This window comes from Marinobacter nauticus, from assembly GCF_003634635.1.
Lineage (GTDB): Bacteria > Pseudomonadota > Gammaproteobacteria > Pseudomonadales > Oleiphilaceae > Marinobacter > Marinobacter nauticus.
Map to the genome: position 1 here is coordinate 1 of NZ_RBJB01000002.1, position 24,235 is coordinate 24,235.

23 protein-coding genes and 1 pseudogene are annotated in these 24,235 nt (G+C 55.3%); 20 read left to right on the forward strand and 4 right to left on the reverse strand.

The window, feature by feature from the left end; translation table 11 throughout:
- The 13 genes from C7436_RS00015 to C7436_RS00075 form a co-directional block, all read left to right on the forward strand.
- Nucleotides 1-602, forward strand: a 602-nt coding sequence (locus tag C7436_RS00015) for a GlsB/YeaQ/YmgE family stress response membrane protein (protein ID WP_211329833.1), incomplete at its 5' end; no start/stop codon positions are given.
- Between the two features lie 47 nt (nucleotides 603-649).
- Nucleotides 650-1,066 carry a DUF4279 domain-containing protein gene (locus C7436_RS19070; protein WP_121206283.1) on the forward strand — a complete coding sequence of 139 codons (417 nt, stop codon included), beginning with the start codon at nucleotides 650-652 and terminating at the stop codon, nucleotides 1,064-1,066.
- 160 nt (nucleotides 1,067-1,226) lie between these two features.
- On the forward strand, nucleotides 1,227-2,798 hold the full coding sequence (locus tag C7436_RS00025) for an IS1182 family transposase (protein ID WP_121206284.1): 1,572 nt from the start codon (nucleotides 1,227-1,229) through the stop codon (nucleotides 2,796-2,798).
- Between the two features lie 200 nt (nucleotides 2,799-2,998).
- Nucleotides 2,999-3,502, forward strand: coding sequence for a hypothetical protein (locus C7436_RS00030; RefSeq protein ID WP_121206285.1), 504 nt, complete (start codon nucleotides 2,999-3,001; stop codon nucleotides 3,500-3,502).
- Nucleotides 3,503-3,590: 88 nt separating this feature from the next.
- Nucleotides 3,591-3,992: a hypothetical protein gene (locus C7436_RS00035; protein ID WP_121206286.1), complete on the forward strand. Its 402-nt coding sequence runs from the start codon at nucleotides 3,591-3,593 to the stop codon at nucleotides 3,990-3,992.
- A 67-nt stretch (nucleotides 3,993-4,059) separates the two neighbouring features.
- Nucleotides 4,060-5,082: a hypothetical protein gene (locus tag C7436_RS00040; RefSeq protein ID WP_121206287.1), complete on the forward strand. Its 1,023-nt coding sequence runs from the start codon at nucleotides 4,060-4,062 to the stop codon at nucleotides 5,080-5,082.
- A gap of 83 nt (nucleotides 5,083-5,165) precedes the next feature.
- Complete coding sequence (locus C7436_RS00045) at nucleotides 5,166-5,561, forward strand: hypothetical protein (protein ID WP_121206288.1); 396 nt, start codon at nucleotides 5,166-5,168, stop codon at nucleotides 5,559-5,561.
- A 72-nt stretch (nucleotides 5,562-5,633) separates the two neighbouring features.
- Entirely contained in the window at nucleotides 5,634-6,089 is a 456-nt protein-coding gene (locus C7436_RS00050; protein WP_121206289.1) for a hypothetical protein, read from the forward strand.
- Nucleotides 6,090-6,197: 108 nt separating this feature from the next.
- A complete protein-coding gene (locus C7436_RS00055; protein ID WP_158595249.1) occupies nucleotides 6,198-6,896 on the forward strand; it encodes an aspartate/glutamate racemase family protein in 699 nt (232 codons plus the stop codon).
- Between the two features lie 90 nt (nucleotides 6,897-6,986).
- A complete protein-coding gene (locus tag C7436_RS00060) occupies nucleotides 6,987-7,298 on the forward strand; it encodes a CPCC family cysteine-rich protein (RefSeq protein ID WP_121206291.1) in 312 nt (103 codons plus the stop codon).
- Nucleotides 7,299-7,396: 98 nt separating this feature from the next.
- Nucleotides 7,397-7,939: a DinB family protein gene (locus C7436_RS00065; RefSeq protein WP_121206292.1), complete on the forward strand. Its 543-nt coding sequence runs from the start codon at nucleotides 7,397-7,399 to the stop codon at nucleotides 7,937-7,939.
- Between the two features lie 87 nt (nucleotides 7,940-8,026).
- Entirely contained in the window at nucleotides 8,027-8,413 is a 387-nt protein-coding gene (locus tag C7436_RS00070) for a tautomerase family protein (protein WP_023011838.1), read from the forward strand.
- A 95-nt stretch (nucleotides 8,414-8,508) separates the two neighbouring features.
- Entirely contained in the window at nucleotides 8,509-9,042 is a 534-nt protein-coding gene (locus C7436_RS00075; protein WP_121207009.1) for a GNAT family N-acetyltransferase, read from the forward strand.
- Nucleotides 9,043-9,975: 933 nt separating this feature from the next.
- Here the strand turns inward: C7436_RS00075 and C7436_RS00095 are convergent.
- Entirely contained in the window at nucleotides 9,976-10,959 is a 984-nt protein-coding gene (locus C7436_RS00095) for an AraC family transcriptional regulator (RefSeq protein ID WP_121206295.1), read from the reverse strand.
- 138 nt (nucleotides 10,960-11,097) lie between these two features.
- On the opposite strand from C7436_RS00095, the gene C7436_RS00100 reads away from it, so the two are divergent.
- The 4 genes from C7436_RS00100 to msrB all read left to right on the forward strand — a co-directional run bounded on the left by C7436_RS00100 (nucleotide 11,098) and on the right by msrB (nucleotide 15,543).
- Nucleotides 11,098-11,916 (forward strand): NmrA family NAD(P)-binding protein, encoded by an 819-nt coding sequence (locus C7436_RS00100; protein WP_121206296.1) that lies wholly within the window; start codon nucleotides 11,098-11,100, stop codon nucleotides 11,914-11,916.
- A 151-nt stretch (nucleotides 11,917-12,067) separates the two neighbouring features.
- Nucleotides 12,068-12,769, forward strand: coding sequence for a response regulator transcription factor (locus C7436_RS00105; protein ID WP_113879615.1), 702 nt, complete (start codon nucleotides 12,068-12,070; stop codon nucleotides 12,767-12,769).
- A 2-nt stretch (nucleotides 12,770-12,771) separates the two neighbouring features.
- Nucleotides 12,772-14,238, forward strand: coding sequence for a sensor histidine kinase (locus C7436_RS00110; RefSeq protein ID WP_121206297.1), 1,467 nt, complete (start codon nucleotides 12,772-12,774; stop codon nucleotides 14,236-14,238).
- 96 nt (nucleotides 14,239-14,334) lie between these two features.
- Nucleotides 14,335-15,543 carry a peptide-methionine (R)-S-oxide reductase MsrB gene (msrB, locus tag C7436_RS00115; protein ID WP_121206298.1) on the forward strand — a complete coding sequence of 403 codons (1,209 nt, stop codon included), beginning with the start codon at nucleotides 14,335-14,337 and terminating at the stop codon, nucleotides 15,541-15,543.
- A gap of 34 nt (nucleotides 15,544-15,577) precedes the next feature.
- Here the strand turns inward: msrB and C7436_RS00120 are convergent, their stop codons facing one another.
- The 3 genes and pseudogenes from C7436_RS00120 to C7436_RS00130 form a co-directional block, all read right to left on the reverse strand.
- Nucleotides 15,578-16,786 carry an efflux RND transporter periplasmic adaptor subunit gene (locus tag C7436_RS00120; RefSeq protein WP_121206299.1) on the reverse strand — a complete coding sequence of 403 codons (1,209 nt, stop codon included), beginning with the start codon at nucleotides 16,784-16,786 and terminating at the stop codon, nucleotides 15,578-15,580.
- A gap of 27 nt (nucleotides 16,787-16,813) precedes the next feature.
- Nucleotides 16,814-19,189 (reverse strand): ABC transporter permease, encoded by a 2,376-nt coding sequence (locus C7436_RS00125; RefSeq protein ID WP_121206300.1) that lies wholly within the window; start codon nucleotides 19,187-19,189, stop codon nucleotides 16,814-16,816.
- A 4-nt stretch (nucleotides 19,190-19,193) separates the two neighbouring features.
- Nucleotides 19,194-19,931: pseudogene (locus C7436_RS00130) on the reverse strand (ABC transporter ATP-binding protein).
- Nucleotides 19,932-20,077: 146 nt separating this feature from the next.
- Here C7436_RS00130 and yghU point away from each other — a divergent pair.
- The 3 genes from yghU to C7436_RS00145 are packed head-to-tail and all read left to right on the forward strand — an operon-like array spanning nucleotide 20,078 to nucleotide 24,222.
- Entirely contained in the window at nucleotides 20,078-20,950 is an 873-nt protein-coding gene (gene yghU, locus C7436_RS00135; RefSeq protein ID WP_121206301.1) for a glutathione-dependent disulfide-bond oxidoreductase, read from the forward strand.
- Nucleotides 20,951-20,966: 16 nt separating this feature from the next.
- Entirely contained in the window at nucleotides 20,967-23,372 is a 2,406-nt protein-coding gene (locus C7436_RS00140) for a Lon protease family protein (RefSeq protein ID WP_121206302.1), read from the forward strand.
- Nucleotides 23,347-24,222, forward strand: coding sequence for a universal stress protein (locus C7436_RS00145; protein WP_228198022.1), 876 nt, complete (start codon nucleotides 23,347-23,349; stop codon nucleotides 24,220-24,222). The genes C7436_RS00140 and C7436_RS00145 overlap by 26 nt, the downstream gene beginning before the upstream one ends.
- Nucleotides 24,223-24,235: the final 13 nt, after the last annotated feature.

Here is a 24,235-nt window from a genome sequence, read left to right on the forward strand (position 1 = left end):
AGCACCAAATGGAGAGTGAAGTGACAACGGCAATAATCGGTGTTCTGGGTGCGTTTATCGGTGGCCTCTTTGGTTTTTTGGGTGCTCACCTTTCAACAAAGACGCAATTGCGAATTGCACAAAGCACTAACGATCATCAGTTGCGACTCGAGGCCGATAAAGCCGCCCGAGCTTTGAAAGAAAAAGAGCTTCTTCGCCTACGTGGTCAAATTGAACGCGCGCACAAAATATGCTCAAAAATCGCCTTGGAAAACTCTCAAACAGTTTCCTACTTGGAGTCCACAGGGAAGCTTGATATTGATGCCTTCCATAGGCGCTACCTTGAAAATTGCGAAAAGCTTGATGAGCTACGAGCGATCGCAGCCATCGACATCCCCGAACTGATCAAGGTAGCCGACGAAATTTATGGCCTAGCGAACGTATTCTGGGGGAATCAATCATGGAAGATGGAGCATTTAAAGAACGAGAATCAGGGTGGTGCGGACGCGGTAAGTCAGCAGTTATATGAGGCCATCTTTGCAATGCCTGGAAAGATTAAAGAAGCCAAGAGCATTCTAAGAGATCGTGCCGAAGTGCTTAACAAGGCGCTGAACCCGACGTAAAAAGCTGCGCTTTTTCCGCGTGTTAGCTTTGCGTTAGAGTAACTCCCATGCAAAATTACAATTTCAAAGTAGTTATAAAAATTTGGCATCCAACAATAGATCCTAGCCTGATTACCGACACGTTATCTATCCAGCCGAACAGAACATGTATGAGCGGAGTTCAGAGGTCGACCCCAAAAGGAACTTTGCTAGATGGTGTCTATCGCGAAAGCTACTGGTATACAGATCCGTATAATCGTGGTGAATGTGCATCAACAGATTATTTAGCGGAAGACCTGATCGAAGAGACCGTCTCGTTACTAGAGCCTCATATATCTTTCATACATAAGCTCGTTGACGAAGGGGGGCGAGTCCACATCCAAGTGTCCACGTATGGCGACAGAAGCTATGCAATTGAGCTTTCCCACTCAATGCTCATGAGGCTTTCGGCCTTGAAGGTAAGTTATGTTCAAGACGTGTACTAGAATAAATTACTCTAACAAATGCAGGCACGGCGACGCCCACTACATTGCGCCTTCGGCTCCATTTCGTGGGCGCGCATGCTGCAAGCGTTGAGGCTGTAGAAAAACCCCGAAATCTCCCTCGGTTTTGATAGCATCAGGCAAACGGACAAGGAGTGGTCAGATGCCCCGCTTCAAGCATTACAACTACGACCAGGATGCTATGGTCGTGATCAATTACCAGGAACAGCTTCAGCCCGGCACCTTCGAACACGCAGTGCACTACCTGATTGAGCACAAGCTGGACCTGTCGGTATTCCACCCCAAATACCGCAACGAAGACACCGGCCGTCTAGCCTATGATCCGGCCATCCTCCTGAAGATCATTCTGTTCGCCTACTCCAAGGGCATCACCTCCAGCCGCGAGATGCAGTGGTGCTGCGAGACCAACATCATCTTCAAGGCGCTGTCCTGCGATACAGTTCCGCACTTCACCACATTGGCCAAGTTTGTCAGCAGCCACGCGGATGAGATCGAAGAACTGTTCGAGCAGGTGCTGCTGGTGTGCCACGAGCAGGGCCTGTTGGGCAACGAACTCTTTGCCATCGACGGCTGCAAGATGTCCTCGAACGCGGCCAAGGAATGGTCTGGCACCTTCAAAGAGTTGGAAGAGAAGCGCACTAAACTGCGCCGCCTGGTTCGCCATCATCTCAAGGCCCATTACGAGCGGGACGAGGCAGAGACCGAAGCCGAGCTGGACCGGGATATCCGGCGAGCCAAGACCATCCTCTCCCTGGATGAGGCGGCGAAGAAAGTGGACCGCTTCCTAAAGACGAACCGCCCAAGGATGGGCCGGGGGAAACGGAACAAGGAAGTGAAGAGCAACCTCACCGATAACGAAAGCGCCAAGATGACCACCAGCAAAGGCACGATCCAGGGCTATAACGGCGTGGCCACGGTGGACAAGAAACACCAGATCATCATCGATGCCCAGGCCTTTGGCGAAGGCCAGGAACACCACACCCTGCAACCGGTTCTGGAGAGTGTCGAAGCCCGGTTCAGGAAACTGGGTATCGCCGACAACATCTACGAGCAAGGCGCCATCGTTACGGCCGACACCGGCTTCGCCAACGAAGCCAACATGAAATACCTGCACGAACGGCAGATCAATGGCTACGTGCCGGACAACAAATTCCGCAGCCGTGACCCGAAGTTCCAGAACCAGAAAGACAAATACGGCAAACGCCATCAGAACCAACCGGCCACCGGCCGGAAAAACATCATTCCGGCCGGTGAATTCCAGTTCGATCCGGTCAACCTGACGTGCATCTGCCCGGCGGGCAACGCCATCAGCTACCAGAGCACACGCGAAGCTGAGAATGGCAAAATCCGCGTGCACTTCGAAGGCCGTTTGCTGCAATGCCGGCACTGCCCGAAGAAACATCAGTGTATGCAGAATCCCACTTCTGCGAATCACCGCAAGGGCTCGGGAAGGCAGGTGTCTTTCACCATCGAAAACAAGCGCCTACCCAACTACACCGACTGGATGAAGCACCGGGTGGACAGCCCGCAGGGTAAAGAGATCTACAGTCACCGCATGTCGGTGGTGGAACCGGTATTCGGCAACATTGGCACGAATAAGGGCCTGAATCGCTTCAGCTTGCGGGGCAAGAAGAAGGTGCAGGGCCAGTGGCAGCTATACTGCCTGGTGCACAATATTGAGAAGCTGGCGAATTACGGGCGGATGGCGGCGTAATGCCGAGAGTGAAAGTCCCGGAAAAGTACCTGAGGGAAACCAGCAATGCCGGCTTCAGGGGCCCCAAAAGGCCGAAGTGGATGGCTGAACATCGAAATTACGGGAATCGGCCAGTTGATGGCCGCGATAAAAATGACAGGAATCAGGCGTTGGGAATGACTCGGAATCGGGTTTTTCTACAGCCTCGTTAGGAGATTATTGTGATTCAGCAACGTCCAGGCGACATCCTGGAAATTGGATTTGAGGGTAAATGGTATTACTTGGTCGTCGTCACGAAAATCGTCATGTTTGGTGGCAACATTGTTTATGCGTTCCACGGTGATGGAAGTAGGATTGAGCATTTCGAACCAAGCCCCAAGAAAGCTGGATTCAATATTTGCACGGACTTGCTGCTCCCTAAGAAAGAGGGTGAAGTGAGGAGGATTGGCAAGGTTGAAGATGCAAATGAGTACCTGGTATTAAACCTCATGAAAGGGTGTCACGAGCATCGGCCGGGAATGAAGGCTCGAGAGTGGTGGTTGTACACCATCGATCCGCCACAAGAGTTCGTTAAGCGAGTGTCACGTCTTTCTCGGACTGAAGAGCTTGCGATGGATCGGGCTATGACATCTTTTGATTTGGCTGCCCAAAAGATAATAGCGAGTTATTCTCCGGAGAAGAATCCTTTCATCGAGCGCCGAAGGTTTTTAGGTTTATTTTCCTAACCAGTGCAGGCAAGGCGACGCCCACTACATTGCGTCTTCGGCTTCATTCCGGGGGCGCGCCTGCTGCAGACGTTAAGTTGCAATAATTATGAATCAGTTCGATGGACCAAACTGGCGAATCAATTTGCTGCCCGAGTGGGTAGGAGAGCATGAAGAAGATTGCTCAATCGTTTTTCATCCAGAAGGCGTCGGAGCACTCGAGATCAGTAGCTATTTCAAAGAAGGAACGGTCACCGAAGAAGACTTAAGAGGGCTGGCCCAAGAGCACATAGAGGCCGGTGCCAAGCTGACTGAAGCCTCCGCTGGCGACTTCAAAGGGTTCACTTTAGCATTTGGTTCGGACAATGAATTTTGGCAGCTATGGTATGTGGCCAGTGGGCCAACGGCTCTGTTCATCACATACAACTGCCAGGCAATGGACCGCGAGGCTGAGATCGAATCGATCAAAAGCATGGTTTCGAGCTTGGCTGCGACTTATAGCAGTAGGTGAGGCCGGCCGGTACTCCGCTGCGCTCTGTCCTGTCAGCGTACCCAAGGTGTTAAGAGGCGAGCAGTAAATGCAACAATTGCAGACAATCGAAGACCAGGTTATTTCGGCAGTACAAGACTTTGCTAACTCAATTAGTTCAGGAAGCAAAGTTGTGGCTGATATGCCTGCACTGATTGATGTAACCGATAATTTGCCTCTTTCCAGCTTTGACTACTGGGAGCGTTTGATTCGCTCTGAGTTTTCTTCGGCGTTAAGAGAATCCAGCGCTTCGAAATGGAAGGTTTGGTCAAAGCCCAAGGAATTTATAACCTGGCTTGACCTGATTAGCTGGGATGGTTACAGGCGAGAGAAAGCTCTACGAGCCCTGTCAGGGGCCGCGCCGAATGCATTCTTTTTTTCTCTAGCAGTTCGCAGGCTTAATGATTGGGTGCCTCAAGTTCGCAAGGCTGCAAGAGCGAAACTACCGGAGATAGCAGGATCTACAGATCCTGATTATGTCGTTGAGGCGCTAAGCATTGCGCTTTCCAATTGGAACTCTTGGGGCAGGATCGAAGAAGGAGATAAAGAAGTTATTCTTCAAATTATCTGTAAAGAGAGAATTGCAAAGTCTCTTCGGTCTAAGTTGATTTCATCGGCTTCTGGGCCGATGCCATCGTTCTTTTCTCAACTTGGCCGGACACCGATTCTTGACGAAAAAATGGAAGAAATAGCTAGTTTTGCGATTCAGCCGTCGGTTCGAGCTAAAGCATACCGCAGCCTATTTGAAGGGCGGATTGTATGGATGGTAGGCCGGAAATGGGAGTGGACCGATATACGTTATTGTGAAGGCCGGCTAAAGCCTGTCGTTGCTGAGCGAAAGCTGGATGTTAAAGCTCCAATGCTCGAACTATTGAAAAAATCATCTGAAGATCGATCATCTATCGTGAGGCGAGTTTCAGCTGAGATTCTGATACGAGAGCTAGACAGCTTAGGTTCTGTTGCAAGGACGTTTACTGAGCGTTTTATATCGGATAAATCTCGGCCCGTATCTGAAAGGGGTGAGTTCGCATTAAAGAAACTTGATGAGGCGGAGCGTGCCACTACCTCTTAACAAGAGCATGTTGTCGGACTGGTTTTCCGCTGTGCTCCAAACTAGCCGCAAATGCGAGCGTTAAACGTCACAAGGAAGTTTTCGTGGAATTTCTGTTAATACTGCTCATCCCACTTGGATTTATTGGAGTTTTCCTTGCGGCTCCCTTTTGGATCTCTCGGGTTACGAAAGCCGAGCATGAAGAGGTACTTACTGAAGCCCAAAACTATGAGGGAAAGGAGAGAGACGAGTTCATAGAAGCACAGCGAAAAGACAAACGCCTTGGCGAATACAGCAAGAGCCTCTCTGGAGGAGCGGTACTTATCTTCATAGCCGGATTTGCTCTGCTGTCAGGGGGGCTTTCGATTCGCGGAGGCGACCCAATAGTAAGCCAAGCTAATGGCGATGATCGATTCTTTGCTTTTGTAGGGACTATTTTGGTTTTGGGTGTTTTGCTTGCTGGATACGGGTTGATAGGGAAGTGGAAAAATGGAACGTAAAACAAGTCATGGAAGACGGACGCCTAGGACGCCCCGCGTCGTTCAGCGTTACAGGGAATCACAAAGCAGATCATGAGAAGGGAAGCGTTAGTCGAGCATATTGAACTCAACCCTCTCGGAGAATTCCTGATGGGGTGTGATGCCTACGGCATGACGATCAAAACGAATTTTGGTGAAATTGAGACGTTTAGGGATGTCCCGGTCATGATTGGACAAACCGATCACTCGAAGTTTGTTGAGCAGTCGTCATGCAAAGGTTATCTCTTGATCAAAGGTGCGTTTGCCACCTACATCGTGGATATCAAAGATCAAACCATTAGCGTTTACAGAGCTACTGTGCGTGGCGTTAACAATGAGTGGTGTGACGAAAACCCGATCTACGGCAAAGAAACTCGTCACGTTCAGGGCTTTAGCCGTCACTACCATCTCCAGTTTCCCTTCGTAAGAAAGGATCGTTTTCATCAGGTTTTCCGAGACTATGAAGCCCTGCGTAGGCGTCAAATTCAGGAACTGACCGATGCCCTGTAACAAGTTAATTAAGTTGGTTCCGGCCTTCGGTCTCCACCGGACGCCCCTGTCGAGCCGCCGTTTATTTCAGCGTTATCTTTAAGAAGAACTCACCACATGGAGGTATCTATGCACATTGGACTAATCGGTGGTGTCGGACCAGCCGCAACAGAGTTCTATTATCGTAACTTGGTGAAAGCCGATCAGGCATCAGATGGTGATAGCCGTATGGAGCTGACCATTTGCCATGCCCAAGCGAGCGATTTGATACGCAACATTCAGGCTGGCGATGTCGATGCGCAGGTCAGGATTTTTGAAGTATTGGCTAATCGTTTGAGCGCGGCTGGTGCCGAAGCATTGGCGGTGACGTCAATAGCTGGACATTTTTGCATTTCCAAACTGGAAAAAGTATCACCCATTCCCATTATCAATGCGTTGTCTGGACTCGAAAGCGCATTAATTCAAAACGGCTACACAAGGGTGGGCGTATTGGGCAACAAGGTGGTCATGGAGACACGGCTGTTCGATAGCTTTCGAGAGACCGAAATCATTGTCCCGCCTGGCGATAGCCTAAACAAAGTCCATGAAGCCTACATGAGCATTGCTGTTTCTGGTGCTGCAAACGAAGACCAAAGAGAGACCATATTTCAGGCTGGCAAGAAGATGTGTGACGAGCAAGGTGCTCAAGCTGTTGTTCTTGCTGGCACAGATCTTTTCGTGGCCTTCAATGGGTATGAATGCGGGTTCAAATACGTTGACAGTGCTTTGGTCCACATTGATGCCATTCACCGAGCTTCAATGGAAAACTTAGATAACAAATCGCTCTAGTTCGCGGTCTACGGCCGCCAAATGCCCTTTTCATTGCGGCTTTGCCTCCCTTACAAGGACTCCGCAAAGCTTCGCGCTATGGATGCTTAATTGAGATACACGTGCAGATGCTGTGGTTACAAAACTCTGGACGAGCCGTCTGGCGGCACTTACGAAATTTGTGAGTTATGCGGATGGGAAGATGATGGTGTTCAGAGCTCAGATCCAGACTACGTGGGCGGTGCAAATGGCATGAGTTTGCGAGAGGCGCAGCATGCATTTTTAGCCGAAACACCTGAAAGTGAAGATTACCAAAAAGACGAAAGTTGGCAGTTGCTTGAAGCCCCAACCAATAGCGGCCAACTGAAGCGTGACAAAGTAGATTTCGTCGTTGATCCTCGGGGAAATGTGAAAGACGCATAACCAATGCAGGCACGGCGACGCTCATTGCATTGCGCCTTCGGCTCCGTTCCATGGCTGCGCATGCTGTAAGCGTCATACAGTAGAAGGATCTGAGTCAGATGAGCTTGAAACAACATTTTGAACTGATGGCCGAATACAATCGGTGGATGAATGGGAAGGTATATGGAGCCGCAGGCAACCTGAGCAAAGCGGCTCTTTTGGAAGATCGAAGCGCCTTCTTTGGGTCAATATTGGGTACGCTAAATCATATCGTTGTTGGGGATACGATTTGGCTCAAGAGGTTTGCTGCGCATCCAGCAAGCGCTGAAGCGCTACGTGGAATCACTGAGCTAGCGGCTCCCAAAAACCTCAACCAAATAATTTTCGAAGATCTTGATGAGTTGTATAGCCACCGAAAGTGGCTAGATGAGAAAATCATCAAATGGATTTCAGGGCTTACTGATAGTAATTTGGATTTTATTCTCAGCTATCAAAATACCAAGGGTGTGCCCGCCACCAAACGATTTTCCTCCTTGATCTATCATTTCTTCAACCATCAAACTCATCACCGAGGGCAGGTAACTACGCTACTTTCGCAATCTGGCGAAGACGTTGGGGTAACGGATTTGCTAGCACTAATCCCGAATCAGAACAATGTATAACCAGGGGCTTCAGCGAACCGGTTTTCCGGCGCGGTGCGCCTCCAAATCGACCACTGAGCCCAGGCGTTACACATTGCAGGAGGCATCGTGATAGTCATCTATGGAATCAAAGAACACCTTAACCCGATCAAGGCTCAGCTCTCTGAAGTCATTCACGGATGTATGCAAACCGTACTTGGGATGCCGGAAGACAAACGGGCTCATCGTTTCATCCCTATGGAAGCCGAGGATTTTTATTATCCTGGTGGCAGGACACCCGCTTACACAGCCATCGAGATCAATATGATGCAGGGTCGAAATCCTGAGACCCAAAAGGCCCTGATCAAGGAACTCTTCAACAAGATTGAGTCCGTGGTTGGCATATCACCCGTAGATGTTGAAGTCACGATCAAGGAGCAACCGCCACACTGTTGGGGCTTTCGTGGCATGACTGGAGATGAGGCGTGTGACCTCAAGTATTCAGTCAATGTGTAACAAGGCAATCAAATTCGTTCCGGCCCAAAGGCCCTCCACCGGAGGCCCTTTTCAGGGCGCCTTTTATTGCTGGCGTGAAGCACAGGGAGAGAGCGGTGTCATTGTTTGAAACAGAGAGGTTGGTTGCACGGAAGCTATCCCATCAGGATGTCCCGGTGCTCACCGCAATGCTCAGTGATCCGGAAGTCATGAAATTCTCCGTTCGCGGAGTTTGCGACGAGGAAGCTACTCGAAAGTTCGTTGATTGGTGCCTTGAGTGTTACGCCTCTCAGGGAATAGGGCCATGGGCATTTTGTGAGAAGGAATCTGGGCATTTTATCGGCTTCTGTGGCATTGGATCTGAGTTGGTTGGCGATGTCGAAGAATTCAATCTAGGTTATCGGCTGGCGCGCAGGTTCTGGCACCAGGGGTATGCTACAGAAGCTGTAAAAGGTGTTCTCCAGTATGCTTTCGATCAAACACACCGCGAGTCGGTAATTGTTATTATCGAGCCGGAGCACACAGCCTCTGTTAGGGTGACGGAGAAGGTTGGGTTCAGAGATTATACGATTCGAGAATTCCATGCCCGAGCTGTGCGGGTATATCGAATGACGTGCGACGACTGGGCATTGCATAACAAGTTGTCGTAGTTCGTTTCAAGCCTGGCGGCCCTGCACCGGATACACTGCGCTCCGTAGTCGCCACTGAACCAAGGCGTTAAATATCAGCTGAATATGGGTCGCATACGGAAGTTTCTTCATGACGCTGGAAGGCTAAAGCCCTACTATCGATTCTGTTCAAATGTAGCTTCGGGTTCGGGAATAGTGATCGGTATTGGCCTATGGTACTTCACTTTGGTTCCGCTCTTGGCGACCTCGTTTGAGATTGATGTCGCTGAAGCAGCACAACCCGGCGATCCGACCGCATTCTTTGCGGTCACAATGGTTTTGCTATTGGTCGTGGCAATGATCATTTGCGTCCAGGGAGTCTTTTTGGCTCTGGTGTTACTTGGTCGCTTGAGGTTTGCTGATGTGATGTCGGTAATCTGGCGTTTGCGTTACCCTCGGAGTTGGATCAATTATTAACAAGCCGCGTCACTCGAACGGCAGCGGTGGGCGATAGCTTCGTTAAAAATATTACGCCCGCAATGCGGTTAGGTCTTAAGCCTATCTGGTTGACCCAGGAAAATGCACCTCGGGGAACTGAGGTTCGTGTCATCAGGAACTTGCGAGAATTGTGCATGTAACCAGGTTGATGGATACGATGCCGGCATCACGTTGATCTGGAATGTGCCCCTTTGGTTCCTATGCCACAAACTCTACGCACTAACTGGATGATGAACGTAACTAAAACTCTATATTTACTGCTGGTGTGTGTCTTGGTTGCTGGCTGTAGCAGCAAAGCCGTGTATGACAATGTGCAGCGAAACAACCGACAGGAATGTGTCAGTGTGCCACACCCTCAGTATGATGAATGCATCGAACGTTCCAGTAAGTCATACGAAGAGTACGAGAGGGATCGGGCTGAGGTACTCAAATCTGAACCATAGAGCCGTGGGCGGGAAAGTCGGGCTCATTATGTGATTACCTTTCGCAGCCTTTCCGCCGCAGTGGTGGCACCCCGAAAACCCGCTTGTAAGCCCTCGAAAACGCCGCTTCGGATTGGTACCCCAGCTCTTCAGCCAGCTTAGTCAGTGTCACGGGTGATTGACCAATTCTGAGTCGCGCCAGATTCATCCTCCATTCGGTCAGGTACTGTTTGACTGAAGTGCCTATCACCTCGGTAAACCGGGCGGAAAACCCCGAGCGGGACATGCCCGCGTGCCTGGCCAGCCGGCTGACTGTCCAGCCAGCCTCAGGATGTGCGTGTATGGCCGCCAAAGCTTTGCCCAGTTTCGGATCTTTCAGCGCGCCCAGCCAGCCTTTGCTGGCTTCCGTGCTGGAGTTGATCCAGTGTCGTATGGCCTGAATCACGATGATATCTGCCAGGTGGGCCATCACCGTGACCCCGCCGGGTGATAGTGCGCGGGCTTCCAGCTCCATCAGTTGTATCAGCGTTGTAAGCTGGGCGGGCAGGGCGCCATCGTCGCCTTTGATGTGAATGCACTGTGGCAATTCACGAATAAGCTTCTGAGCCGCAATCTGGTCGAAGCCAAGCACGCCGCAGGTCAGTCGGGTTTCTTCTTCGCCCGTGCGCTGTGCTTCCGTGCCGGCCCCGCCATAGCGCATGAACTCAAAGCGGTCTGTCAGCCGGGTGACGGGAATATCAAAAAAGGGTTCGCACGGCTGATTGTTACTATGGGAGATACAGTGGCCTTCCCCTTTGGGTACCAGCGCCATGTCGCCCGTTTTAAGGAGCAGGCTATCCCGGTCTTTGAAACGCAACCAGCAGCTTCCCTGGGTGACGATGTGAAACATCATTTTGCCGCCGAGCGGCGGCATCTCCATTCCCCACGGAGTAATCAGTTCGGCAGTCGCGTAGACGGTACCGTCCATACGAAGTGAGCACAGCGTCTCGCCGAGTGGATCGGAGGTTGTCGGCATGCGGCGCTCAAGTTCAGGAATCATTGTTTCTCACGTGTTTTGGACGATCTGCAAAATATAGTGGATTAAAGAGCATTAAGCATCGGTTTTTGTCCTCGTAAACTGGAATCTTCGGGGGTTAGCACCCTCATCAGAAACTGATCGTTAAACGAGGACCAGGCCATGAAATCAGAAGTCATCGCTGTTGTTGGCGCCACCGGTAAGACCGGTTCCAGGGTATTGGCAAAACTGGGTGAGATGGGGCTGGAGGCGCGCGGCCTGTCACGCTCTTCTCCTATCCCATTCGATTGGGCAGACCGTAGTACCTGGGCTGCAGCACTTCAGGGAGTGCGTGTTGCCTACGTTACGTATTTCCCGGATCTCGCGGTGCCGGCGGCGGAAACGGATGTGCGTGCCTTTGTGGCGGAAGCTAAACAGCAGGGTGTGGCGCACCTGATGTTGATGTCGGGGCGTGGAGAGGCGGGTGCACGGCGGGCAGAACAGGTACTGGAAAGCAGCGGGTTGGACTGGAACGTGGTTCGCGCCAGCTGGTTTATGCAGAACTTCAGTGAAAGCTTTATGCTGCAGGGCCTGCAGGCGGGTGAGCTGGTGCTCCCCAGGCCCAACGCCAGGGAACCATTCATCGATGTGGATGACCTGGCCAGTGTGGCGGTAGCGGCGCTGACCAATCCCGCATTGAAAAACCAGGTATTGGAAGTTACCGGTCCGGAGCTGCTCTCGTTCGAGGAGTGTGTGCATGCGATTGCTGCGGCCAGTGGCCGTGAGATCCGGTTTACGCCGTTACCGGTGGAGGCCTATCTGGATGGCGCCAGGGCGCAGGGTATGGCAGACGACATGGCGTGGCTGATCAACGAACTGTTTGTGAACATTCTTGATGGCCGCAATGAAAGCACCACTCCAACGGTTGAACAAGTGCTGGGGCGGCCTGCGCGCCGGTTCAGGGACTATGTTGCTGATGTTGTGCCTATGGGGGTGTGGTAATTGGGTGATCGCTTGCTTGAGGTTCGATATTGTCTGTGTCCGGAGTTTATGAAGAAGTTTATGGTTTTGTGAACTTTCCACGATAGACTCAGAGGACTGACGATAATACTGGATTGACAGCCAGTGTTGACCGAAAGGAGCACTCAGCTGCATGCCGCGCACGGTATTGATAATCGAAGACAATCCCGGTATCGGCGAACTGGTCCGCATGCAGGTATCCGACCTGGGCATGACTGCGGTTCTGCGGGACCGGGGCGACAGCGGCCTGGCGCGGTTCCGGGACGGTGGTATTGATCTGGTGATTCTGGACCTCATGCTTCCAGGCCTGGATGGCCTGGCGGTGTGCCGGGAGATACGCTCCAGTGCGGACTATGTGCCGGTGCTCATGTTGACCGCAAAGAGCACCGAGCTGGACAGGGTGCTGGGGCTGGAAATGGGGGCGGATGACTACCTCACCAAGCCTTTCAGCGTGGCGGAACTGTCCGCTCGCATCAAAGCTCTGTTCCGACGGGTGGACGCGCTCTCCCGGAAGAACTCACCCGAAGACGACGTGGCGGAGATCGAGGCGGACGGGCTGCGGATTGATCCGGCTCGGCGCCGGGTGTTCCTGGAGTGCCGCGAGCTCGATCTGACCGCCCGTGAGTTCGATCTTCTGTGGCACTTTGCTTCCCATCGTGGCCGGGTTTTCAGCCGGGCCCAATTGCTGGATGCCGTCTGGGGGTACAATCACGACGGCTACGAGCACACCGTAAACACCCATATCAACCGCCTGCGTAACAAGATTGAGCCCGATCCGGCCCAACCGCGTTACGTTCAGACGGTCTGGGGGGTGGGCTATCGGTTTATGGATTAACCATGGGCCTTTCCGTGCTTCGAACCCTGTATGCGAGGCTGGCCATTGGTCTGTTCCTGCTGCTGTTGGTGGTGGGCGGGCTATTTACTTTGCTGAGTCTGGCCTCGGTCAGGGAGTATTCGGCTGCCGTTAACCAGCAACTGAACCGGAATCTGGCGCAGAATCTGGTTTCTGACCGAAACCTGGTCACCGATGGCCAGTTGAATCGGGATGCCCTGAAGCAGCTGTTCGAGCTGTATATGACGATCAATCCCAGCCTTGAGATTTACCTGTTGGATACCGACGGGGCCATTCTTGCCTATTCCGCCGATCCGGACCGAATCAAGCGCAATCGGGTATCCCTCGGACCAATCCAGACACTGCTCGAAAATCCGGACGCCTATCCTCTGCCGGGGGACGACCCTCGTAGTCATGATCGGCAAAAAGTGTTCTCTGTGACCCCCGTTCCCTCGGCAGCCGCCCCTGCCGGCTACCTTTATGTGGTTCTGAGGGGCGAAGAATTCGACCTTGCGGAGAGCATGGTTCACAGCAACCGGTTGTTGCAGATGGGCGCAGGCGCCCTGGCGGTGAGCCTGCTCGTCGGGCTCCTGGCCGGGTTGGTGTTCTTCCGAATGTTAACGCGGCGGCTGTCCCGGCTGACTGAACGGGTGGAGTCGTTTGAACGGGAATTGTCCTCTGAGCAGAGTCCTCCACTGGCCGAGAAGGGCGACGACATTGATTACCTGGCCTCTCGGTTTGATCTCATGGCGCGACGCATTGTGGCGCAACTGGATCTCCTGAAGCACAAAGACGCCCAGCGTCGACAGCTGGTTGCTCAGGTGTCTCACGATCTTCGAACACCGCTGGCGTCTATTCAGGGCTACCTGGAAGCGCTGCGGATGAAGCATGAGACCCTGGAAGCCGAAGAGCGAGGCCGGTTCCTGGCGGTGGCCCTGTCAGAAACACACCGGTTGGGCAGGCAGGTTGAGGAGTTGTTCGAGCTGGCCGCCCTGGACGCCCGTGAAAAACAGCCGGATATCGAGCCGTTTGTCATGGCTGAGTTGCTCTACGACGTCGTTCAGAAGCATAGGCCAGCAGCAGACCGAGCTGGTGTTGAGCTCATCATTTCGGCGACAGAGACCGAGAGCGTGCTGGCGGATATCGCGATGACCGAGCGGGTTCTGGACAATCTCATCAATAATGCCATCGTCCATTCTCCGCGGAATACAAGAGTCATACTCACGATGTCAGTACGGGATGGTGGAGCAGCGATCACTGTTGCCGATGCTGGGCCTGGCATCCGCCAAGAAGACCTTGGCCAGGTGTTTGACCCCTTCTACCAGGCCGCCGGAGCCGAACGCACCGGGCATGCCGGCCTGGGACTTGCGATCGCCCAGCGCTTGGTCGTCCTGCAGCATGGCAGGCTCTCAGCGCACAATGCGAACGGTGCTGTCTTTACCCTCTGGCTACCGTTAGCTTCCTCCAGCTAGCTTTCCGCTGCGTTATAGATTTGTGATAGTTGCTGAACGTTTTTGTGAATTCAGATCGCTAGGCTGTGCTTATGGATTCAAGCGAGGAGAAGTGTCATGAAACGCAAAGTTATAGGCCTGTTTTCCGCCCTGGCGCTGGTCTCCGCCGCCGGTCTTTTTGCGGCACAGGTGGCAGCAGAGCGAGTGGATAGTGCAGGTAATGCCTATGCACCGGATGATCCGGATCTGGCCGTGGCAACCTTTGCTGGCGGCTGTTTCTGGTGCGTGGAAGCCGGCTACGAAAAGATTCCTGGTGTTGTCGAGGCAGTGTCTGGCTACGCTGGTGGAGAAGAAAAAAGTCCGACCTATAAACAGGTCTCTTCCGGGCGCACAGGCCACACTGAAGCCGTCCAGGTATATTACGACCCGGATAAAATGACCTATGAGGGCTTGCTGGCCGGTCTCTGGCGAATGATGAATCCGACCGACCTGGAGGGCCAGTTCGTTGACCGTGGTCGGCAGTACCGGCCCACCATTTTTTACCACAACGAGGAGCAGAAGCGCCTCGCAGAGGCGGCAAAGCAGGCACTGGAGGCTTCCGGCGTCTATGACAAACCGGTGGTGATCCCCATTGAGCCGCTCAAGAGATTCTATCCGGCGGAGGAATACCACCAGGACTACTACAAGAAGAATCCGGTCCGCTACAAGTTCTATACCTTCAATTCGGGGCGTTATCAGTTTATTGAAGAGGTCTATGGCGAGGATTATGAGATGGATTTCTCGCGCTATCAGCCCAATACCGGAGTCAATGACTCGATGCCTGCGGAGGACGATCCGACAGAAGCGGCGGCAAGAGGGGGTTTTAACCCCGAACGTTTTCAAAAGCCGGATGACAAGACTCTTCGGCAGCATTTGACGGAAATGCAGTATGAGGTCACGCAGGAGGATGGTACTGAACCCGCCTTCAACAATACCTACTGGGACAACACCAGGGAGGGGCTTTATGTGGATGTCGTTTCCGGTGAGCCGCTGTTCTCCTCACGGGATAAGTACAAGTCCGGTACCGGCTGGCCGAGCTTCACTCGCCCGATTACGCCAGAGGCAGTGGTAGAACGTGAGGACAAGTCGTTTTTCATGACCCGGACGGAGATTCGCAGTGCCCATGCTGATTCTCATCTGGGCCATGTCTTTGACGACGGTCCGGCACCGACGGGATTGCGCTATTGCATGAATTCCGCGGCCATGAAGTTCATCCCGCTGGAGCAAATGGAAGCCGCGGGGTATGGCAAATGGATCGACGCGGTGAAAGCTCAGGGCGAACGTTAACTGGGCCGTTGGGGCAGGGTTTGTGCGGGATTCGTTATCGAATCCGCACCTGATCGCCGTCTTCCAGGCCACGGCCGGGGTGCCGGACCACCTGAACGCCCTCCTGCAGTCCCTGCGTTACCTGGGTCATTAAACCGTTGGATGCTCCTGTCGTGACCGTCTGGCGTCTCGCCGTGTCGCTCTCAACCACGAAAACCGCAGAAGCGCCGTTGTATTCGAAGATCGCTGAGGTGGGTACCTGCAAGGTGTCTTCGCTTTGCCACAGGATAAAGTCAGCGTCCACTCGGTAGCCGTCTCCCAGCTGTCGCCACTGCTCCCGTGGGCTGACCATATCGGCAATAACCTGAACCCGTTGTTCTTCCACGCCCAGAGCGGATACATCCTCAAACCCGATAGGCTCGATACGACGAACCGTTGCTTCCAGTACCGGCCCGCCCCAGCCACTCAGTCGCACGCTAAGGCCGGGTTCCAGTTTGACGGCATCGAAACTCAAGACCTCGACCACCACTTCCAGAGCGCCAGGGTCTCCGACCTCCAGTATCGGCTCGCCGGCCTGGATGACGCCCTCGCTCTGGCGAACCAGAGCCAGAACCGCGCCGTTAACCGGAGAGCGCACGGCGACCCGCTCGGCAGGTTTCTGGCCATTGGAGGACGCGGTTGAGATCTGCAGCCGGGTTTGAGCGGCGGCCAGTTCATGGGCGGCCACCTCTTCATCAAACCGGGCGGAACGCAGGATTGCCTGTGCCCGGGCTGCCGTGGATTTCGCCTGTTGTAACTGTTCGGTGGAGACAAAGCGGGATTCTTCCAGAGCGAGTAGGCGCTGGTATTCATTCTGAGCGAACTCAGCATCAGCCTCCGCCGCCTGAACCTTTTGTTGGATGGATTGAAGTGCCGCCTGGGCGGCGGCTGCCCGAGCCTCGGCTTCGGCGCGGGTTCGGGCGTCCAGGATGCTGGCGGGCGTCGGGTCCACAAACGTCAGTAGCTCCCCGGGAATCACCGCGTCGCCTACGTCCAGCTGAACCCGGTGAATATAGCCGGCCACGGGGGAGGAAATCAGATAGCGATCTTTGACCCGGGTTTTGCCCTCTTCAAGAATGGTCACTTCCATGGGGCCGCGCTCGACGGGGGCAAGGTCAACCCAAACGGGCTCTGGCCGCAGGATAAGTGCGAAGACGATGGCGGCTACTGATACCATCAAAAGCCAGAAGGCCCATTTTCCTTTTGAGATGCGTTGTGTCGCCATGTTGGGTCCCATGTGAGTGTGTGTGCATTATTCCCGGGTTTTCAGAACCGCGACAAGGTCCAGTTTACGAAGTCGCCACCAGGTGATGAAGCCGGAAATCAATGCCGACAAAATGACCACGTTGGCCGCCAATGCCAGGGTTTGGCCGGTCAGGACCAGAGGAACGCGATAGAGTTCGGTCTGCATCGCGGTAACCACAAAACTTGCCAGTCCAAAACCAATCGCCCAACCCAGAGGAATTCCCAGTAACAGCAGTATGGCCAGTTCCCCGAGCAGAATGTGGGCGACTTCGTTGTGGCTGTACCCCAGTACTCTCAAGCTCGCCAGGTCTCGCCCCCGTTCGGCCAGGGAAATCCGCGCGGTATTGTAGATCACACCAAAAGCAATAATGCCGCCGAGCAGGCTGATGATGAAGGTGTAGGTCAGGAAGGTGCGCGCGAGCGTCTCGAAGAAACTGTCGAGCATTGCCTGTCGCAGATTGGTGGCCATCACTCCCGGCGTATCCCGGAGTTCCTGGTAGACGGTGTTGGTTTGCTCCGGCGCCAGATTCATCAGCATCTGGTTCACTCTCGGGCCTTCGCGAAGCGCCTTGTTCATGGCGGCCAGATTCATGTAGGCGCCCACACCGAGGAACTCGCTGGTAACGCCAGCCACCGTGAGGTCCAGTTCCGGGCGTCGGCCTTCCAGCACTCGCACCCGAACTGTGTCTCCGGTCTCAACATTCAGGGCCTTGGCCAGAAAGTCGGTTACCAACAGGCCGGCAGCAGGAATGGCCACGTTCTCCAGATCCTGGTTAACCACAAATTGCAGTTTGGCGTCCCGGGGCAAGCCGGTGAGCACCGTGCGCCATCTGCGGTGTTCGTTAACCAGCTCTACGGTAACGGCCCGGCGTCCTTCGACGTAACGCACACCGGATTGGCGCGCCATTCCGTACAGTGCGGTCGGGTTGACCGGGTCGGTGAGTGTGGCGGTCAGGTCCTGCTTCTGCACCCGGGCGAATTGGGTGTGCACCATCAGCGAAACAGAGCTGAACTGGAAATTGCCCACCACCACGATGGCCGTTGCCATGGCAATGCCGAATACCGAGAGGGCGGTTCGGCCAGGCTTGCGGGCAAGCTGCCTGACGATCATGCGTGAAGGCTGATGAAAGCGTACCCAGCCCAGCAGCCGTTCGGTAACGGTAACCCGATATCGGGCGGGGCTCTCGGGCTGCATCGCTTCCGCCGGGGGCAGGGCGGCCGCAGCGCGGATGGAGCGCCAGCCGCCGAGCAGTGCAACTGCCATGCTGATCAGGGCCAGTAACGCCAGCCACCAGGGATTGATTCGGAACAGTAGCGAAGGGAAGCGGTAGTAATCCATATACAGCTCTCCCAACCGATGCCCCAGCCAGAGGCCACTGGCGCAGCCGATGGCAAGCCCGGTAAACGCAATGGCCAGCACCAGTTGACTATAGTGCCAGCCGATCTGGCCATTGCTGTAGCCGAAGGCTTTGAGAATGGCGACGATTTCCCGCTGGGTACTGATCAGGCGTGTCACCACCACATTCAGCAGAAACATGGCGACGCCCATAAAAATGGAAGGAAAGATAATCGCCATGGCCTTCAGCTGCTCGAGCTCGTCACTGAGAAAACGGTGTGAGAACTGGTCAGCCCGGGCGAACGCACCGGTACTGCCGTAGCGCGCCAGCAACCGGTCCAGTGGGTCGATCACATCTTCCACAGGATGCCGTGGGTCGATCTGCAGTACCAGGCTGTTGAAGGCACCCCGCATGTCCATGGCGGCGGCCAGTGCTTCCTGATTCAGCCAGAGCACGCCAAAGCGCTGATAATCCGGAAGCATGCCCCCCGGAGGTATCACGTAGATGAATTCCGGCGACTCGACAATGCCCACGATTTTCAGGGTTTGTTGTCGGCCATTGATGATGGCGTTGAAACTGTCGTCCAGAGTGAGCTGGTGCGCATCCGCGAAGCTGCCAATGATTGCGACTTCATTGGCGTGGGTGGCGCTTGGCAGTCGACCTTGCCGGACATACAACTGGTTTACCCCGGGTTGGCCGGTCGGAGGAGCAGACACCAGGTGGGCCGACACAGGTTCATCGTAATCGGGGAGATTGAGCTTCGCGGCGCCTTCCACCCGGCCGCTCAGGCGGGTCACACCCGGTAGCTCGGAAACCGTTTGCAGCACATGGCGGGGGGCCCGTTTTACCGAAACGAAAACATCAGCAAATTGGTGCTCCTGATAGTACTGATCCCGGGTGGCTGTGAGGGAGGAGTAATTGACCAGGGACATCAGGCAAACCGCGATCCCGCCCGCAATCACCAGCGCGATCGCCAGCAACTGGCCGCGCATCTGCCAGATTTCCCGTCGCAGTTTGGTGTGCAGTACGCTCGGCCCGAAAATCATGGCATCACCAGCTCAGGGTGTTCGGGTCCTGGCGTTCTGAGTTGCGGTGCTCACCGCTGATCACGCCATCCGAAAGGGTGATCACTCTGTCCGCCATGTTCGCGATTGAAGCATTGTGGGTGATGATCACCGTGGTGGTGCCGGTTTCCCGGTTGGCCCGTTCCAATGCCGCGAGGACCAGAATACCGGTGGCCGAGTCCAGGGCTCCGGTAGGCTCATCGCACAGCAGCACCCGGGGTCGCTTGGATATGGCTCTGGCAATGGCCACTCTTTGTTGCTCGCCACCGGAAAGCTGAGCCGGAAAATGGTCCAGGCGACTGGCCAGGCCCACCATGTCCAGGGCTTCTTCCGGCGCCATGGGGTCACGGGCAATCTCGGTCACGGCGATGACGTTTTCGCGGGCGGTCAGGCTGGGGATGAGGTTGTAAAACTGAAACACGAACCCGACATAATCCCGGCGATAGCGGGTAAGCTCCCGGTCTGAGGCGCCGGCCAGATCGATGTCCTAATAACGAACTTCGCCGGTAGTGGGCACATCCAGTCCGCCCAGAATGTTCAGAAGCGTGGATTTGCCTGAGCCTGAGGCGCCAAGCATTACTACCAGCTCCCCCGGATAAAGGCTGATATCGACCCCCCGCAGGGCATGCACTTCCACATCGCCCTGACGGTAGGTTTTGGTCAGGCCTTTCGTTTGAAAGACAGGAGCGGTCCGGTCGGCGTGACACGCCATGGCAGGTTCCATTGCAGTCCAGTTGATCCAGAGCCGAGTATAGCCCAATACCGATGACCGATTATTGATCCCGCGCAGACGTATTCCACGTGCGTACCCGTGCCGGATTCGGTTACAGTCATGCCACTAACCCTGTAAAGCCAATGGGAGAAAACGGAATGAGTGACCCAACTTACACACCTCCGAAAGTCTGGAAATGGGATCCGAACAACGGCGGCAAGTTCTCTAACATCAACCGCCCCATCGCCGGCCCTACCCATGAAAAAGAGCTGCCGGTGGGGGAGCATCCGTTCCAGCTTTATTCCCTGGCAACGCCCAACGGTGTGAAAGCAACGGTCATGCTTGAGGAGCTGCTGGAAAAAGGCATAAAGGAGGCGGAATACGATGCCTGGCTGATTCGAATCACCGAAGGGGATCAGTTCAGCAGCGGGTTCGTGAAGGTGAATCCCAACTCCAAGATCCCTGCCATGCTGGATCGCAGTGTGGACCCGGCCATCCGGGTTTTTGAGTCTGGTTCCATTCTGTTCTACCTGGCGGAAAAGTTTGATGCGTTTCTGCCCAGGGACCCGGCCAAACGCACCGAAACCATGAACTGGCTGTTCTGGCAGATGGGCAGTGCGCCTTTCCTGGGAGGCGGCTTTGGTCACTTTTATGCCTACGCGCCAGAAAAGTACGAGTACCCCATCAACCGCTACACTATGGAAGTGAAGCGCCAGTTGGACGTGCTCGATCGTCAGCTGGCGGATAACCAGTACATTGCCGGTGATGAATACACCATCGCCGACATGGCCATCTGGCCCTGGTACGGAGCCCTGGTGAAAAACATGGTGTACGAGGCGGCCGAATTCCTGGAAGCCCACACCTATACCAACGTGGTTCGCTGGACCGACGAGGTGGCCAAGCGCCCGGCAGTTAAGCGTGGCCGTATGGTGAACAAGGCCTGGGGCGATCTTGCCTCCCAACTGCACGAGCGGCACGATGCCAGCGATTTTGATTTGCGCACCCAGGACAAACTGGAAGGCAACGCCTAAGCCATAAGGAGGACGGATGGCTCTGCCCGACGCTCTGACCGAAGCACAGATCTACCATCGGTGCCCGCTGGACAAACTGGATTTTGAAACCACGGAAAGCCTGGAAGATCTGGCTCTGCCCTTCGGTCAGGATCGGGCACTGCGTGCCCTGGAATTCGGGGCCAGCATGAAGGCCCAGGGGTTTAACCTGTTCGTGTTGGGGCCCTCCGGTGCCGGCAAGCATGAGCTGGTACGGCGGGTATTGGCCAGTCATGCCGCGGAAAAACCGGTGCCGTCGGACTGGTGTCATGTGTTCAATTTTCAGCAGTCGGACAAACCCGGGGCCATTGAGCTGCCGCCGGGGGAGGGTCGCTTGTTCAAGGCCGATATGAGCGAACTGGCCAACGAACTGAAGACCACCATACCGGCCACCTTTGAAAGCGAGGAATACCAGGCCCGTATTCAGGAATTGCAGGAAGAGGTTACCCGGCGCCAGCAGCAAGGTCTGTCTGAGATTCAGGAAGAGGCAAACGCCAACAATATAGCCATGCTCACCACCCCGGCCGGTTTTACCTTCGCGCCCATGCGCAACGGCGAGGTGATTGAGCCTGAGGAATACAAGACCTTCTCCGATGAGGAAAAGGAGTTGGTGGAATCCAAGGTGGAAGACCTCCAGAAAAAGCTCCAGCAGGCTATCCAGCAGGTGCCCCGGCTGCGCAAGGAAGTCCGGGAGCGGGTCCATGCCCTGAATGAAGAAATGGTTCAGCTTACCCTGGGCGGCCCCATGGGGGAGCTGCGCGAGAAGTGGGCGCACGTGCCGGCCGTGGTGGCTCACCTGGACGCGGTGCGAGAGGATGTGGTGGAGCATGCCGAGGCCTTTCAGGATACTGAAAACGGCGCACCGGCAGGGTTGTTGAACCGCTACCGGGTGAACCTGCTGGTGGATAATGCCGAGACCCGTGGGGCCCCCGTCATCTATGAAGATCTTCCCAACCACCAACACCTGGCAGGTCAGATCGAACACCGGGCCCACCAGGGTAACCTGTACACGGATTTCACCCTGATTCGGGCCGGGGCTCTGCATCGGGCCAACGGTGGCTACCTGATCCTCGACGCCCGGCGGGTACTGTCGCAGCCTATGGCCTGGGAAAGCCTCAAACGCATACTCTTTTCCGGCGAGATCCGCATCGAATCCCTGGAGCGCCTGTATGGCCTCGCCACCACGGTAAGCCAACAACCGGAGCCGATTCCGCTTTCGGTAAAGGTGGTGCTGCTTGGCGACCGGATGTTGTATTACCTGCTGTCCCACTACGATCCGGACTTTCTGGACCTGTTCAAGGTGGAAGCGGATTTTGAGGACGACATGGAGCGGGATGAGGCCAGCTACTTACTCTACGCCCGGATGATTGCCACTATGGCCCGGTCGGCTGGCGTAAGAACCCTGGACAGGGAGGCGGTTGCCAGGTTGATTGAACACGCGAGCCGTCTGGCCAGCGATCAGAACAAGCTGACGGCCCACGATCGTGTACTGAAAGATCTGCTCACTGAGTCGGACCACTGGGCTGGTGTGGCCAACAGCCCGCAGGTGTGCGCCAGCCATGTTCAGCAGGCCATTGACGAGCGGGACTACCGGGCGAGCCGGGTCCGTGAGCGCAGTCTGGAGCATATTCGCCGGGGTGTGGTGATGATTGCCACTCAGGGCGAGCAGGTGGGGCAGGTGAATGGTCTATCGGTACTGCAGCTAGGCGCCACCCGCTTTGGTCAGCCCACCCGAATTACCGCCACGGCGCGCCCTGGCAAGGGCCAGGTGGTGGATATCGAGCGGGAAGCCAAGCTTGGTGGGCCGATCCACAGCAAGGCGGTGATGATTCTGTCCCGGTTCCTGGCCAATCGTTATGCGCCGATGAATGAGCTTTCACTGTCGGCCAGTCTGGCCTTTGAACAATCCTACGGTGGCGTGGAAGGGGATTCTGCCTCGGTGGCGGAAACCTGTGTGTTGTTGTCCGCCATCGCCGGCGTTCCGCTCAAGCAGTCCGTGGCGGTTACCGGCTCCATGAACCAGCATGGTGAGGTGCAGGCGGTGGGTGGCGTCAACGAAAAGATTGAAGGCTTCTTCAATGTCTGCCGGCAGGACGGCGGCGTAAACAGCCAGGGTGCCTTGTTGCCGGCCAGCAATGTGGAGCATCTGATGTTGAATGAATCGGTGCGGGAAGCGGTGCAGGACGGAAGGTTCTCCATTTATCCCGTTACCCATATCGACCAGGCCATTGAGTTGTTGACGGGCCTGGAGCCGGGGCAACCGGATGCTGATGGCGTGTTCCCTGAGGGCAGCTTTAACCGACGCGTGGCAGACAGGCTGGCCGCGTTTGCCGAGGTTGGCAAAAGCAAGGACAAAGACACGGGTCAGGATAATGGCAATGGCGGACACAACGGTCAGTCATAAAACTCCGGAGCCAGCCCCCGCCGAAGCCCGGCGGATATTGGTGTTGCTGGATGGTTCCAGGCGGAGTCTGGCAGCCCTGGAGGCTGCGGCAGACATTGCACGTGCGCAGCAAGCCGAAGTTCTGGGTATCTTTGTGGAGGAAGTAAGCCTGCTGCGTAGCGCCGGTTACGGTTTTGCCCGGGAAGTGGGCCGGAGTTCCGGCGTGGCGAGGCCCATGGATGTCGACGCTCTGGAAGTCCGTATGCAGGCAACTGCAGAGAAGCTTCGCCGTGCTCTCGAGCGAACCCTGGCGCCCTGGGGTGTGGCTCAGGCCCTGAGATTATGCCGGGGTGAAGTGGTAGAGCAGGTATTGGGGCTGGTACAGCCTGATGATTTGTTGGTGCTCGGCGGGGCTGGCTGGTCCGGTATTTCATCTTTCAGGCTGGGCTCAACCGCGCGGAGCCTGTTACGGCAGGCGCCGGGAGATGTGCTGTTGTGGCCGGAATCTCGTTCATTACCACCGGGCAGGGTGGTGGTGTTGCTGAACCACGATCAGGGCGCGAATCATCGGGCTGTGCGGGTAGGCGTGGAGCTGGCCAGGCGTGGGCAGCGGGCGCTGACGGTTCTGGTGCGCTCAGACGCCGCTGATGATCGCGAATTTCTTGAGGAGCTTGCAGCCATGCTTGAAGCCGGGGGCATTTCTGCCCGGGTCAGGCGTTTGCCCAAAGCCGGTGCTGCTGCCATGGCGAGGGCCGTGCGGGAGGAGGGAGCCGCACAGCTGGTGATCAGCCGTCAGTGCAGCCTGTTTGAGCAGCAGGGCGCGGAATCCCTGCTTTGCCAGCTGAATCTACCGGTCACCATCACGCCCTGAGCAAACCGCTGTT